Raw genomic sequence first — 13,509 nt, forward strand, 5'->3', positions numbered from 1 at the left:
TTTTATCTTTACCCCATGTCGCATACGATTACTTTTTGCCGCCGGGCCGCGCAGGCTGTCGCCAGCCTGTTTCTGGCAGCCTTGGGCGGTACAGCCTTGGCCCAATCTGCCCAGCCTGGCGGCTCGCCAGCAGCGGTAGCGCCCACCCAAGCTGCTGCCCGAGCCACCGCCAAAACAGCCAAACCCAAACCGGTGCGCGGGGCTACCGCCCTGTTGCGCTCAGGGCCTATGGTGGGCTACTCCGAAATGCGCGAGGTAATGCTATGGGTGCAAACCACCGCCCCGGCCACCACCTACATTGAATATTGGGAAAAGGGTAAGCCCGACGAGCGTTTCCAAACCGACGAGGTAGAAACCGACGAAACCACGGGCTTGGTGGCCCACCTGCTGGCCAACAAGGTGCAGCCCGGGCGGCGTTACGAATATGCGCTGTACCTCAACCGGCGGCCCGTGGCGCGGCCCTACCCGTTGGAGTTCCAAAGCCAGGAGCTGTGGCAGTGGCGCAAAGACCCCGCGAATTTCCGGATGGCCATGGGCAGCTGCACCTACGTGAACGAGCCCGCTTACGACCGGCCCGGCGCGCCTTACGCTGGCGACTACGGCATTTTCACGGCCATCGATCAGCAAAAGCCCGACCTGATGCTGTGGCTGGGCGACAACGTGTACCTGCGCGAGGCCGACTGGAACACCCGCACGGGCATTTGGCACCGCAACGCGCACACCCGCGCCCTGCCCGAAATGCAGCCGCTGCTGGCTCACACCCATAACTACGCCCTCTGGGACGACCACGATTACGGCCCCAACGACTCGGGCTACTCTTTCGCGCACAAACAGCTCACGCTTGAGGCTTTCAAGCAATTTTGGGCCAACCCCAACTACGAGCAAGGCGGCGGCGGCATTACGGGCACGTTTCAGTGGAACGACGTGCAGTTTTTTCTGATGGACGACCGGTGGCTGCGTGCCGCCAACAAACTGCCCACTGCCAACGCCAGCTACCTCGGCGAGAGCCAGGTGCGGTGGCTGCTCGACGCGCTGGCCAGCAGCACGGCCACGTTTAAGTTTGTGGCTGTGGGTGGGCAGGTGCTCAACCCGGCCAAAGTGTTCGAGAACTACAGCAATTACGAGCAAGAGCGCAGCCGCCTGCTCGAGGCCATTGCCGCGGCCCGCATTCCGGGCGTAATTTTTTTGAGCGGCGACCGGCACCACACCGAGCTTACGCGGCTGGAGCGCTCCAACGGCTACCCGCTCTACGACCTCACGGTATCGCCGCTGACCAGCGCGCCCGCCCTAGGTGCCCGCGACGAGGCCAACACCAGCCGGGTAAACGGCACCCTCGTGACGCAGCGCAACTTTGCCATTCTGGATGTGTCGGGCCCGCACTTCGATCGGCGCCTGCAAATCCGCATTCACGATGCCAAGGGCAAGCTGATCTGGGAGCAAAGCCTGGCCGCCAAAGAGCTGCGGTAGCCCGCGAGTTGTAGCTGCTGCGCCAGCGCTTATGCTGCAAATTGGCCTGCCCAAGCAAAGATCAGTTAACGCTTTGGCAAGCTGGTTGGCGCCGGCTTGGGTGCGTGGCACCTAGGGCGGCGCCCGCCGCGCGTGTAACCCAGCAGCGGGCGCCGCGGTACAACCCAGCATGCCCATTGCCGCGCTACCCGTTGCCTACCACCTGCCCGCAGCCGACAAAACGCTGCTGGTACACCATGTACTGAACGACTTTTATGGGCCGCTGCCCACGGCCCCGCGCCGTTCGCCCATGCGCGAACTCATCAGCACGGTGCTCTCGCACCGCACTACGCACCGCGACGAAGAGCTGGCCTACGACCGCATGCTCGAAACGTTCGGGGATTGGGCTGCGGTGGAGCAGGCACCCACGGCTGAGCTGGCCCACGCCATCCGGACCACGCGCTGGCCCGACACGCAGGCGCCGCGCATTCAGGAAATTTTGCGCCGCATTCGGGCCGAATTTGGCGCCTACTCGCTCGATGCTTTGGCCGATTGGCCCACTGAAAAAGCCCTGACCTGGCTTACCGACATGCCCGGCATCGGCCTAAAAACGGCCTCGCTCGTGCTGCTGTTCAACTTTCAGAAACCCGTGCTGCCCGTGGATACGCACGTGCACCGCGTGGCCCAGCGCGTTGGGCTGATCGGGCCGAAAACATCCGTGGAAAAAGCGCACCAAGTGCTGCTGGCGCAATTGCCCGCCGATGCCGTGGCGCTGCTCAACTTTCACAAACACAATTACTGGCTGGGGCAGCACATTTGCTTTTTTGCCAAGCCCGATTGCCCTAGGTGCCCGCTCAAAGGCGTGTGCAACCATTACCTCGAGCACTACGGCCCCGCCGACGAGGCGGCCCTGGCCGAAGTGCCCCGCAGCTGGGAAGGGGAGAAGCTGCACTAGGCACCTAGGGCCCGCAGTCCGCTCCGTGTACGCCGGCTCCTCTATCTTTACGCCATGCGCCTCGTTCGTCATCCGGTTTTGTGCAACTACTACGTTACCTACCGGTGCAACGCCAAGTGCTCGTTTTGCGACATCTGGGAGAAGCCTTCGCCCTACATTCAGCTAGCTGATGTGGAACAGAACCTGCGCGACCTGAAGCGGTTGGGCGTGCGGGTAGTTGACTTTACCGGCGGCGAGCCGCTGCTGCACCGCCAGCTGCCCGAGTTTCTGCAGCTGGCCCACGACCTAGGTTTCGTAACCACTGTTACCACCAACGGGCTGCTCTACCCCAAATACGCCGAGCGCCTGCGCGGCAAAGTGGATATGCTGCATTTCTCACTCGATAGCAGCGAGAAAGAGCAGCACGACCGCGGTCGGGGTGTAGCTTGTTTCGATTTTGTGCTCGAAAGCATTCGGGTGGCCAAAAGCCTGGGCGAGCGGCCCGATGTGCTGTTCACGGTTTTCCGCGAAAACTTAGGGCAACTCGAAGATGTGTACCGCAACATCACTCGGCCCAACGGCTTGGTGCTCATCATCAACCCGGCTTTCGAGTACAACGCCGTGGAAACCGGCGAGCGGCTGACGGAAGAAGAGCTGCAGTACCTTTCGGCGTTTGGCAAGCGCCCCGGCGTGTACCTCAACGAGGCGTTTATCGAGCTGCGGCGCGACGGCGGCAACCACGTGGCCGCGCCCGTGTGCCGCGCCGCCAGCACCACGCTGGTTATTTCGCCTTCCAACGAGCTGGTGCTGCCCTGTTACCACCTGGGGGCGCGTAGTTTCCCGATTGAAGGGCGCTTGCACGAGCTGTACCGTTCGGAAGAAGTGCAAACCCTGGCTGCGCTGGAGGGGCGCTTGCCGCAGTGCGAGGGCTGCACCATCAACTGCTACATGCAGCCGAGTTTTGCCGTCGAAACCAGCAAATACTTTTGGCAAGCCTTGCCCAGTACGCTCAAATACAACTGGTACAAGGGCACCTGGAAGCGCATGCTCGCCCGCTAGGTGGTGGGGGCCGCCGCAGGGGCGTTGAGTGCGGCCAGGGCTTGCCGCAACTCGGCAGGCCGCTGAGTGCCCAGCAGCAGCCGGGCGCCGCTGAGTAGCTCCAACTGAAACCGTCGGAGCCGGCGATGTTCAGGGCGCGGTTGCTGCCAAAGCCTTTCAGGCCCCAACCGCCATATTCGCCCAACGGGTCGTAGCTCCGCACGTAAGCGCGGCTGATCTGGCTCCAGGTCTGGTGCCGCCAGCTGCGGTGCAACGGAGCCATGCGGTAGTGCACGCCAGTTGCATCGAGGCGAGTTTCCAGGCGCAGCGTGAGCAGCAGCGCAGCTATCAGCAGGGCCGTGGCTCCGCCAACCCACGCGAGGTACGCCGTGTTGGGCCGCAGGTCGGTTACTTGCAGCACCAGGGGCAGTAGCGCCACTACGGCCGGCACCAGCAGCAAGGCCCACCAATGCCGCAGGAAACGCTGATTCGAGGTATACCACCGGAGAATTCATGCCGAATAATGAAAACGCTGCGCCGGGTTTCTACTTTCGGGCCGCGTGGCAAGCTACTCACCCGCGCCCAAACCCTTTCGTTATGCCCGCTACCATTCTGCCCGTACAAGGCAAACACCCCGAGCTTGGCCCCAATTGCTTTGTGGCCGACAACGCCACCATCGTGGGCGACGTGCACCTAGGTGCCAACTGCACGGTGTGGTTCAACGCCGTAGTACGCGGCGACGTGAACAGCATCCGCATCGGCGACCAAACCAATATTCAGGACGGAGCCGTGATTCACTGCACCTATCAGCGCGCCGCCACCATCATCGGCTCGCGCGTGAGCATTGGCCACAACGCCATTGTGCACGGCTGCACCGTGGAAGACGACGTGCTCATTGGCATGGGCGCTATCGTGATGGACAACGCCGTGGTGAGCAGAGGCTGCATAATTGCGGCCGGGGCTATTGTGCTTGAAAACACCATTTGCGAGCCGGGCTACCTGTACGCCGGCGTGCCGGCCAAAAAAATAAAGCCCGTAACGCCCGAGCAAACCCATAACATGAGCCGCACCGCCGACAACTATGTGATGTATGCCGGTTGGTTTGAACAGAACACAGGCGCGGAGAAGAAATAATACAACCGGCTTAGGAGAATACCAAAAGCGCTAAGTTTGCCGCGAACTGCCCGGTGGATATTTGGCTACCGGCAGCGCATTCAACTTCTCTATCCCTAAAGCCTGTTTAATGAAGAAAATTTATTCTTACGTGGCCGTGTTGCTGCTGGCCACCACCTCTTTGTCGTCGTGCGGCCGGGCTTCTTTTGCGTTTCGCACCGAAAGCCCGGTAGTTGCCACAACCGTTGCGCCAGCGGCCCAGCCAGTTGCCAGCGAAGCAGCCGCTGCCGAAGCCGTTGCCTTGAGCACCGACCTAGGCAACCCCGCCCCGGCGCCCCTGCGGGCTCCGGCCCAGCAAGCAGCCGCTGCGCTGGCCGCCCCAGCCGCCGCCGCACCCGCAGCAGCGCACGAGCAAAGCCGCGTGGCCGCAGCCTACCCAGAAGAAGCAACCAAAAAGAAACGCCCGCGCCGCAAAAAAGGCGGCTCCAAAACCTGGCTGATTGTGGCGGGCGTGGCCCTGGGAATACTCATTGCCGTGCGGGCCGCCACGGCCGCTTCGGCCAATTAGCGCCCTAGGTACTTGGTAACGCAAAAAGGCCCGGCAGCTACAGCTGCCGGGCCTTTTTGCGTTACCAAGTACCTAGGGCCTTACTCTTCCATATCGGGCATTTCGCCGGCGGCTTCGCGTTCGGCGGGCTCCAGCACGCGCAGCTGCACCAGCTCCACGGCACGGCGCGAGCGGTTAAGAATGCGGAATTCGTAATTCTCGAACACGGCCACGTCGCCCACTTCCGGAATGGTGCCGTAAATCACGTTCACCAAGCCGCCCACGGTTTCGTAATCGTCGCCCTCGGGCAGCGCAAACGGCAAAAACTCGTTGGCGTCGCTGATGGCCGTGGCAGCGTTTACGCGGTACTCCAGCTCCGATACCTTCTCTACCACGGGTACTTCGTTGTCATACTCGTCCTGGATTTCGCCCACCAGCTCCTCCATAATGTCCTCGATGGTGACAATGCCCGACACGCCGCCGAACTCATCCGACACGATGGCCATGTGCAGGTGCTTGCGCTGAAATTGGCGCAGCAAGCGGTTGATTTTCTTGGTTTCGGGCACGAAGAACGCCGGCCGCATAATCTTGGCTAGGTTGATGTCTTCGTTGCGCCGAATCAGGGCAAACAAGTCCTTCACGTACAGGATGCCCACGATGTTGTCGATGTTGTCCTCGTACACCGGAATGCGAGAGTAGCCTTCGTTGAAAGCCGTTTCCACGATTTCCTCCTGCGAGCAGCTCACGTCGATGGCCGAAATCCGGGTGCGCGGCACCATGATTTGCTTTACCATGCGGTCGTTGAACTGAAACACGTTCTCGATCAGCTCGTGCTGCGACTCCTGGATTTCGCCGCTTTGCTTGCTTTGGTCGATGAGCAGGCGCAGCTCCTCGGCGGTGTGCACCTCGTGCTCGCCGGCGGGCTGTACGCCAAACAAACGCAGAATGGCGTTGCTCAGCGCGTTCATGAGCCGGATAACCGGGCTCAGCAGCTTGTAAAAAATGTACAGCGGCCACGATACCGCCAGGCTCACTTGCTCGGAGCGCTGAATGGCCAACGACTTCGGAACCAATTCCCCGAGCACAATGTGCATCACGGTAATCAGGCTGAAGGCAATCGGAATGGCAATGCTGTGGGCCAGCGCGGGGGTAAGGGCTAGGTTAAACTGCTTCAGCAGTTGCTCCACCCCTAGGTAGGGCAACACGGCCAGCACAAGCTCGGCCATTACGGCCTCGCCTACCCAACCCAGCGCCAGCGAAGCCAGCGTAATGCCCAGCTGCGTGGCCGATAAGTACGCGTCAAGGTTCTGAACAAGCCGCAGCGTAAGTTTGGCAAACCGGTTGCCGTCCTGCGCGCGTAACTCTACCTGCGATAAGCGGACTTTGACGATGGCAAACTCAGCGGCTACAAAAAAGCCGTTTGCGAGAACCAACAGAAGCGTCCAAAGGATGTTTAAGCCCATAAAGCCAGAGCCGACCGGCACCCGCGGCGGGTCTCTGTATGCAACAAAAGTACGAGAATCCGCCTAAGCGGTTCGGGCCACGTGCCCGCGCATCGGGATGCAACGCTTAGCGTAACTTTGTTTCTTCTTCGGAAATTCCGACTTCCCTATGCTTTTGCGAATAACAACCTGGCTGCGTTTGGTTTTGCTGCTCCTTGTGGGCACCGCCACCACGGCCCAGGTGCTCGAGCCAACCAAGCTCAGCACCGCCGTGAGCAAGCCCACGGCCAAAGTAGGCGACGAGATTGAGCTCATCGTCAACGCCCGCATCGACCCCACGTGGCACCTCTACGCCACCGACTTCGACCCCGACCTAGGGCCCACGGTGTTCACCTTCACGTGGGCCAAGTCGGTGGCCTACGAGGTAGTGGGGGTACCCAAATCGGTGTCGCCCAAAAAGAAATTCGACACCGTTTTTAAAGGCGACGTAACGTACTTCGAAACCACCGGCCAAATCCGGCAGCGCATCCGGTTGCTGCAGCCCGGCAGCATTAGCATCAAAGCCGACGCCGAGTACCAAAGCTGCACCGAAACCGACGGCCGCTGCATTCCCGGAAACAACGCCCTCACCTTCGGGCCGATTGAAGTAACCGGTATCGCCGCCGCACCGGCCAGCGTACCTGCCGCGCCGGCTACCAAAAGCCCGACCGCAACTGCCGTACCTAGCACCGCCGCTCCTGCAAGCGTAGCCACTACGCCCCCAACTGCAACCCCCGACACTGCTTCGGCGGCCCTAGCTACGGCGCCGGCTACTGCCACTGCCCCCGATGCTCCGGCGGCTGTTTCTGCGGAAGCCAAGGCATCGGCGCCTGCAGCAGCAGTGGCGGCCGTTGGTGCGCCTGCGGCCAGCCCCCAGGCTACCCTAGGGCTGCTCGAGTACATGCTGCTGGCGTTTGGTGCCGGCTTGCTGGCCGTGCTGATGCCCTGCGTGTACCCCATGCTGCCCATGACGGTGTCGTACTTCACCAACAGCAGCGGCTCGCGGGCGCAGGGCATTGCCAAAGCGTTGGTGTACGGCCTTTCAATTATTGCCATTTACACCACCGCGGGCGTGCTGCTGAGCGTGCTGCTCGGCGCCGATGCGGCCAACGTTATCAGCTCGCACTGGCTGCCCAACGTTATTTCGTTTGCCATTTTTGTGCTGTTTGGGCTTTCCTTCCTAGGGCTGTTCGAAATTCAGGCGCCCTCGGGGCTGGTGAATTCCGTTGATCGGCAGGCCGACAAAGGCGGTTGGTCGGGCTTGTTTTTTATGGCCGCCACGCTGGTGCTGGTGTCGTTCTCGTGCACGGTGCCGTTCGTGGGTTCGGTGGCCATAGCCTCGGCCGGCGGCGAGCTACTGCGGCCCACGTTGGGCATGATGAGCTTTGCCCTGGCGTTTGCCCTGCCGTTCGTGCTGTTTGCCTTGTTCCCGTCGTGGCTCAAGAGCATGCCTAGGTCGGGAGGCTGGCTGAACACCCTAAAGGTGACGATGGGCTTCGTGGAGCTGGCTTTGGCCTTTAAATTCCTGAGCTCAGCCGACCTCTCGTACCACTGGGGCTTGCTGCCGCGCGGCGTATTTATTGCCATTTGGGCGGTGCTGGCGTTGCTGCTCGGCTTGTACCTGCTGGGATTCATCCGCCTGCCGCACGACGACGAAAGCACCCGCGTGAGCGTACCGCGCCTGCTGCTGGCCGGCGTGTCGCTCACGTTCATGCTGTACCTGCTGCCCGGCTTATTTGGCGCGCCGTTGCCGGCGTTGTCGGCGCTGGTGCCGCCGCCCAGCCGCCACGATTTTTCGCTGGCAACACCTTCCGCCGCTGCCGCAATGCCGGTTAGCACCGCCGCCAATACGCTTTGCGAAACCCCGCGCCACGCCGATTTCCTGGAGCTGCCGCACAACCTGCAAGGCTACTTCGATCTGAAACAAGCCCTGGCTTGCGCCAAAGCGCAAAACAAGCCGGTGTTTGTCGACTTTACGGGCCACAACTGCGGCAATTGTCGCCTGATGGAAGCCTCGGTGTGGGCCGACCCGCGCGTGCTGCAGCGCCTGCGCAACGACTTTGTGGTGGTGGCGCTGTACGTCGACGACAAAACCGAATTGCCCCAGGCCGAGTGGTTTACCTCGCCGCGCGACGGCCGCCAGAAAAAGTCAATCGGCGAGCAAAACCTCGATTTCGAAATCAGCCGCTTCGGGGCCAATGCCCAGCCGTACTACGTGCTGCTTTCGCCCGATGGCCAGCAATTAGTCGAGCCCAAAGCCTATGAATCGGACGCGACACGCTTCGTGGAGTTTCTGGACGCCGGCTTGGCACGCCACCGCGCAGCCTCGCCGGTGGCCGCTCGTTAGTAAAGTATCGGCAGCCTTCGTTAATTGTCCTCCATGAAAAAGCTCCTCTACCTGCTGCCTTTGGCGCTGCTGCACCTAGGCGGGGGCGCGCAGGCCCAAACCACGACGGCCGCTAAGCCCGCCGCGGCCAACTCTGCCGCCGATCCTGGCCGCATCACCCTGGTAATTCATGGCGGGGCCGGCACCATCACCCGCGCCAACATGACGCCCGAGCAGGAAAAAGCCTACCGCGAGGTGCTCAACCAAGCGTTGCAGGTAGGCTACGGAGTGCTGCAAAAGGGCGGCACCTCGCTCGATGCCGTGGAGGCTACCGTGCGCGTGATGGAAGACTCGCCGCTGTTTAACGCAGGTAAGGGCGCCGTTTTCACGCACGAGGGCCGCAACGAGCTTGATGCTTCCATCATGGATGGCAAAACCCTGAGGGCGGGTTCGGTAGCGGGCATCACCACCGTGCGCAACCCTATAACGGCCGCCCGCACCGTGATGGAAAAATCGGAGCACGTGATGATGGTGGGCCCCGGCGCCGAGCAGTTTGCCAAGGAAAAAGGCCTGCAGATCGTGGAGCCGAGCTATTTCTATACCGAAGCTCGCTACAACCAGCTGCAAAAAGCCATTGCTAAGGAGCAAGGCGCCGTGCCCGATCAGCTGAACACGCCTACTAAGGCGGCCGCGCCAGCCACTGCACCCGCTACCGAGTCGAAAAAGATAAAGGTGAAGCAGAAGGCTGGCGGTAAGCCGCAAGGCTACCTCGAGCCGCCCATCTTCACCGAAGGCCGCAAATACGGCACCGTGGGCGCCGTGGCGCTCGACCAATACGGCAACCTGGCCGCCGCCACCAGCACCGGCGGCATGACCAACAAACGCTACGGCCGCGTGGGCGATGCGCCCATCATCGGGGCCGGTACCTACGCCGACAACCAATCGTGCGCCATTTCATGCACGGGCTGGGGCGAGTACTTTATCCGGGCCACCGTAGCCCGCGACATTGCCGCCCGCATGGAATACGGCAAGCAGCCGCTGCAGCAAGCTGCCCAGGCCACCATCGATAAAGTAGCCCAGCTTGGCGGCGACGGCGGCCTGATCGGGCTCGATAGGCAGGGTAACATCACCATGCCTTTCAACTCCGAAGGCATGTACCGCGGCTACATCAAGGCCAACGGACAGAGCGAGGTGCTCATTTACAAATAAGCCGCCTGCCTTATGCCACCTCAACAAGCCGCCGTTCCTGCGCAAGTTTGCCGGAGCGGCGGCTTTTGTATGGCCCTAGGTACCACCGGCGAACCGCTTAATTGTGGGGCCTCGGCCGGGCGAATGTTTGGCAAAGCCGGAAACATGTGGACTTTTGCAGCGCGAAAGCTCGCTTTACCTGCCTCCAGCGCGTTTGCCCGCGCGTCGTTCATGCTGCCCCGATTAACCCATTCCCGAATCTGCCGCCAAGCCTCAGTTGGCTGGCATATGGGCATAAAAAAGGCGGCACCCACCCAGATGCCGCCTCTAAAACAGGACGTACCCACCCAGATACGCCCCGCAAGTTTCCTCTTCACAAATCCTCACTTGGTTGTAGCCGAAGGAGTTGCGCCTTCGCAAGCCATCGTTGCGGCTGGGCCGCGCAGTTTGGTTGGCCACCTGCTTGGCCGTGGCCACAGGGGTGCGCTGCACTACAAAGTTCTCAACGCCGGCTGCGTTTTGTTATCACAAATGTAAAGCCGGCGCGTAATAGGTAAAATATTAACAGCATATATGACGAACATTTACATACTTCTTCACATTTAGTTCGTTCTCTTGAAAATCTCGCAAGTTAAACCCGATAAGATGTCTCGTAATTACGAACTTGACGACACCGACCGTAAGATACTGGCGCTGCTGCTCGAAGACGCCAAAATGCCCTATACAGAAATAGCGCGTCGGGTACATGTTTCGGGCGGCACAGTGCACGTGCGAATGGGCCGCCTCGAGGAACTAGGTATTGTGCGCGGCGCTACCCTCAAAATCGATTATGCCAAGCTGGGCTACGGCGTAAACGCCTTCTTGGGCATTTACTTGCTTAAAAGCTCGGTGTACAACAGCGTAGCCGAGCAACTGCGCGATATTCCGGAGGTGGTCAGCATTCACTTTACCACGGGCGCCTACGGCGTGTTTGCCCGGCTGGTATGCCGCGATACGCAACACCTGCGCGATGTACTGCACGACAAAATTCAGCTGATCGAAGGCATTGAGCGGACCGAAACCCTGATTTCGTTGGAGGAAACGCTCAACCGCCCCATTCAGCTAATGTAGGCAACTCAAGCATACGGGCCGGCCCTAGGCGTAGCAACCTAGGGCCGGCCTTGCATTTTATTGCACTCAGCGGGGGAGTTTTGTACATCTAAAAAAATTAGCTGTAAAAAATACAATGAGAGTTACCGGGGTATGATATATAGCATTATTATTACAAAAAATTGAACAGTAGCTCATCGGCACCGTCCCTCCAAAGGGCTGGCAACGGATGGCCTCGCCCTACTTAGCAACCCCCATGGTTTCCGAACACTACCATTTTGCTCACAGAAATAGCTTGGCGCCTTTACAGCGCCTGAGCTTCTTCGAGCATTCTGGTCTGAAACCACAGGCTATGCAAAAACATGAAATGCCGTTGGGTAATAGAAATCCGTTGTTGGATTATTGCAATAACACTGGGCTGCACAGCTTAGTAGCTTGGTTTAGCAGACCTGGGGCTCTGGGCGCCCTCAACAGCTTCGATGGCCTCGGTACTGAGGCGGTGCAACGGCCCTCAGCACTTGGGCACCGGCCTAGGTGCTGGCCGAAGCAACTGGGTGCTGGCAACAGGCAACTACCAGGCGTTCGGCCCAAAAAGTACTTGATTGCCAGCCGCAACCAACGCGCTTGCTCGGCTGTTGCTACGCCCGGCTAATGATTTGACTACTGGGGCGGCACAAGTTGGTGCCTTTCCTGATAATACTGCACTACAGCCTCAACTTCGTGCAGGTGGAGACGAAGTTGAGCAGTGTGCGAGGGCGTTTACCTCCGTGGTAGCGTCCGGCGTCGGCCGTGGGTGGCGCCACGGCCGACGTTATATTTTGTAAATAACCGAGGTGGCTGCGTTTTTCTTTGTTGCCGCTGGCGTATATTTCGGAACTGTTGCCCTGCCCATGAAAGCGTTGCTCGCTGCCTTGCTGCTTGTTGGTGGTGCCTCGGTTGCCGAGGCTCAAAGCCTGCCGGCCGTGTACCTGAACGAGCAAAACCAGGAAGCCGTGCCCGACAGTGCCACGCACTACCGCGTGGTGGAGCAACAACCCGAAAACGGCTTGTACCCCATGCGCGAGTATGCCCTGAACGGCACCTTGCTGCTACGGGGTTATCTGGAAAGCCTCGAGCCGCCCAAGCGCAGCGGCCTGTTCACGACATATTACCCGAGCGGTGCCAAAGCCAGCCAGGTTAATTTCCAGAACGACCAGCCCAACGGCGTGTACGTGGCCTGGTACGAAGACGGCAAAGTGCAGGAGCGCGGCGAGTACTACAATGGCGAGCGAACCGGCCGCTGGCTTAGCGTGCACCGCAACGGGCAACGGCGCTCTACGGGCATGTACCATCAAAACCAGCCCACCGGTGAGTGGCGCTACTACTACAGCTCGGGCCAACCAGCCGCGGTAGAGCAAATAGGGCAGGAGGCCAGCGCGAAGCTATTCAACGAAGACGGAACCCGCCACGACGGATTGGTGCAGCGCCGGCAGGCACCCGAGTTTCCGGGCGGCGAGCAGGCCCTGGTCGAATACCTCATTCAGCACACCGTGTACCCTAAAGACGCCCGCCGCAAAGGAATTACCGGCAAGGTGTACGTAACCTACACCGTGGGCGAAGACGGCCGCGTGGGCCAAGTGCGCGTGCTGCGTGGCCTCTCGCCCGAAGCCGACCTAGAAGCCAAGCGCGTGGTGGAAAGCCTGCCTAGGTTCCGGCCCGGCCGCGAGTACAACGTGCCCACCAGCTTTACCTACACCGTACCCATTTACTTCGCGCCGCAGTTCAACTTGTTTGGTGGGCCCAAGCCCCCGCCCACGCCGCCCGTGGAGGCGCGCGCCAACTGGGAGTAAACGCAAAGCGGCCCCGCCACCTAGGTGGCGGGGCCGCTTTGCTTGGGCAGGGGCGCCTTAGGCGGTTACTTGCGCATCCAGCTTTTGGGCCAGCACGTGCTTCGGCACGGCGCCTACTTGCTTGTCAACTACCTGGCCGTTCTTGAACACCAGCAGCGTAGGGATGCTGCGAATGCCGAACTTCATCGAGGTTTGCGGGTTGGCGTCTACGTCAACTTTGCCAATTACGGCGCGGCCTTCGTACTCACCGGCCAATTCCTCAACTACCGGGCCTACCATGCGGCACGGGCCGCACCATTCAGCCCAAAAGTCTACCAATACAGGCTTATCGGAGTTGATGATTTCGTCGAAGTTGGCGTCGGTGATTTCAATGGCTTTGTGTCCCATTGTCTTATGCGGGTTAAGAAAGTGAGTGCCTAGGTTAACTAACCTGCTTACGCGAGTTGGGCGCGCAAGGTAGCAGATTGGATGGCAAACATAGAAGCTCCGGGAAAGTTCGAGTATTCGATTGGACTCAG

At 60.4% G+C, this 13,509-nt stretch carries 12 protein-coding genes; 9 read left to right on the forward strand and 3 right to left on the reverse strand.

Features of this window, described 5'->3' with window-relative positions; all coding sequences use genetic code 11:
- The first annotated feature begins 15 nt into the window (after nt 1–15).
- The 3 genes from D3Y59_RS17195 (at nt 16) to D3Y59_RS17205 (ending at nt 3,439) form a co-directional block, all read left to right on the forward strand.
- Nucleotides 16–1,467 (forward strand): alkaline phosphatase D family protein, encoded by a 1,452-nt coding sequence (locus D3Y59_RS17195; RefSeq protein WP_119446161.1) that lies wholly within the window; start codon nt 16–18, stop codon nt 1,465–1,467.
- Nucleotides 1,468–1,636: 169 nt separating this feature from the next.
- Nucleotides 1,637–2,401: an endonuclease III domain-containing protein gene (locus D3Y59_RS17200; protein ID WP_119446162.1), complete on the forward strand. Its 765-nt coding sequence runs from the start codon at nt 1,637–1,639 to the stop codon at nt 2,399–2,401.
- 54 nt (nt 2,402–2,455) lie between these two features.
- Nucleotides 2,456–3,439 (forward strand): radical SAM protein, encoded by a 984-nt coding sequence (locus D3Y59_RS17205; RefSeq protein ID WP_119446163.1) that lies wholly within the window; start codon nt 2,456–2,458, stop codon nt 3,437–3,439.
- On the opposite strand, the gene D3Y59_RS18405 is transcribed toward D3Y59_RS17205, so the two are convergent.
- Nucleotides 3,390–3,878, reverse strand: a complete 489-nt coding sequence (locus tag D3Y59_RS18405; protein ID WP_162910870.1) for a hypothetical protein — start codon at nt 3,876–3,878, stop codon at nt 3,390–3,392. The genes D3Y59_RS17205 and D3Y59_RS18405 overlap by 50 nt on opposite strands.
- A 137-nt stretch (nt 3,879–4,015) precedes the next feature.
- Between D3Y59_RS18405 and D3Y59_RS17210 the strand changes: the two genes are divergently transcribed.
- Together D3Y59_RS17210 and D3Y59_RS18480 are read left to right on the forward strand one after the other, a co-directional pair.
- Nucleotides 4,016–4,552 carry a gamma carbonic anhydrase family protein gene (locus D3Y59_RS17210; RefSeq protein WP_119446164.1) on the forward strand — a complete coding sequence of 179 codons (537 nt, stop codon included), beginning with the start codon at nt 4,016–4,018 and terminating at the stop codon, nt 4,550–4,552.
- A 109-nt stretch (nt 4,553–4,661) separates the two neighbouring features.
- Nucleotides 4,662–5,099, forward strand: coding sequence for a hypothetical protein (locus D3Y59_RS18480; protein ID WP_205590852.1), 438 nt, complete (start codon nt 4,662–4,664; stop codon nt 5,097–5,099).
- 80 nt (nt 5,100–5,179) lie between these two features.
- Here the strand turns inward: D3Y59_RS18480 and D3Y59_RS17220 are convergent, their stop codons facing one another.
- Nucleotides 5,180–6,511, reverse strand: coding sequence for a hemolysin family protein (locus tag D3Y59_RS17220; RefSeq protein ID WP_317127414.1), 1,332 nt, complete (start codon nt 6,509–6,511; stop codon nt 5,180–5,182).
- 178 nt (nt 6,512–6,689) lie between these two features.
- Here D3Y59_RS17220 and D3Y59_RS17225 point away from each other — a divergent pair, with 178 nt between their 5' ends.
- From D3Y59_RS17225 to D3Y59_RS17240, 4 genes are all read left to right on the forward strand, one after another.
- Nucleotides 6,690–8,906 carry a protein-disulfide reductase DsbD family protein gene (locus tag D3Y59_RS17225; protein ID WP_119446165.1) on the forward strand — a complete coding sequence of 739 codons (2,217 nt, stop codon included), beginning with the start codon at nt 6,690–6,692 and terminating at the stop codon, nt 8,904–8,906.
- A gap of 33 nt (nt 8,907–8,939) precedes the next feature.
- On the forward strand, nt 8,940–10,094 hold the full coding sequence (locus D3Y59_RS17230) for an isoaspartyl peptidase/L-asparaginase family protein (protein WP_119446166.1): 1,155 nt from the start codon (nt 8,940–8,942) through the stop codon (nt 10,092–10,094).
- 624 nt (nt 10,095–10,718) lie between these two features.
- On the forward strand, nt 10,719–11,183 hold the full coding sequence (locus tag D3Y59_RS17235; RefSeq protein WP_119446536.1) for an Lrp/AsnC ligand binding domain-containing protein: 465 nt from the start codon (nt 10,719–10,721) through the stop codon (nt 11,181–11,183).
- An 869-nt stretch (nt 11,184–12,052) separates the two neighbouring features.
- Nucleotides 12,053–12,991 (forward strand): energy transducer TonB, encoded by a 939-nt coding sequence (locus D3Y59_RS17240; protein WP_119446167.1) that lies wholly within the window; start codon nt 12,053–12,055, stop codon nt 12,989–12,991.
- 57 nt (nt 12,992–13,048) lie between these two features.
- On the opposite strand, the gene trxA is transcribed toward D3Y59_RS17240, so the two are convergent.
- The gene (trxA, locus tag D3Y59_RS17245) at nt 13,049–13,378 is read right to left on the reverse strand and encodes a thioredoxin (RefSeq protein WP_059072360.1); all 330 of its coding nucleotides are present in this window, start codon (nt 13,376–13,378) and stop codon (nt 13,049–13,051) included.
- Between the last annotated feature and the right edge of the window lie 131 nt (nt 13,379–13,509).

Source organism: Hymenobacter oligotrophus (genome assembly GCF_003574965.1).
Classification (GTDB): Bacteria; Bacteroidota; Bacteroidia; order Cytophagales; family Hymenobacteraceae; genus Solirubrum; species Solirubrum oligotrophum.

Coding starts and splice junctions, on each gene's coding strand:
- D3Y59_RS17195 (WP_119446161.1), top strand. CDS start 16: ATGTCGCATACGATTACTTTTTGCCGCCGGGCCGCGCAGGCTGTCGCC.
- D3Y59_RS17200 (WP_119446162.1), top strand. CDS start 1,637: ATGCCCATTGCCGCGCTACCCGTTGCCTACCACCTGCCCGCAGCCGAC.
- D3Y59_RS17205 (WP_119446163.1), top strand. CDS start 2,456: ATGCGCCTCGTTCGTCATCCGGTTTTGTGCAACTACTACGTTACCTAC.
- D3Y59_RS17210 (WP_119446164.1), top strand. CDS start 4,016: ATGCCCGCTACCATTCTGCCCGTACAAGGCAAACACCCCGAGCTTGGC.
- D3Y59_RS18480 (WP_205590852.1), top strand. CDS start 4,662: ATGAAGAAAATTTATTCTTACGTGGCCGTGTTGCTGCTGGCCACCACC.
- D3Y59_RS17225 (WP_119446165.1), top strand. CDS start 6,690: ATGCTTTTGCGAATAACAACCTGGCTGCGTTTGGTTTTGCTGCTCCTT.
- D3Y59_RS17230 (WP_119446166.1), top strand. CDS start 8,940: ATGAAAAAGCTCCTCTACCTGCTGCCTTTGGCGCTGCTGCACCTAGGC.
- D3Y59_RS17235 (WP_119446536.1), top strand. CDS start 10,719: ATGTCTCGTAATTACGAACTTGACGACACCGACCGTAAGATACTGGCG.
- D3Y59_RS17240 (WP_119446167.1), top strand. CDS start 12,053: ATGAAAGCGTTGCTCGCTGCCTTGCTGCTTGTTGGTGGTGCCTCGGTT.
- trxA (WP_059072360.1), bottom strand. CDS start 13,378: ATGGGACACAAAGCCATTGAAATCACCGACGCCAACTTCGACGAAATC.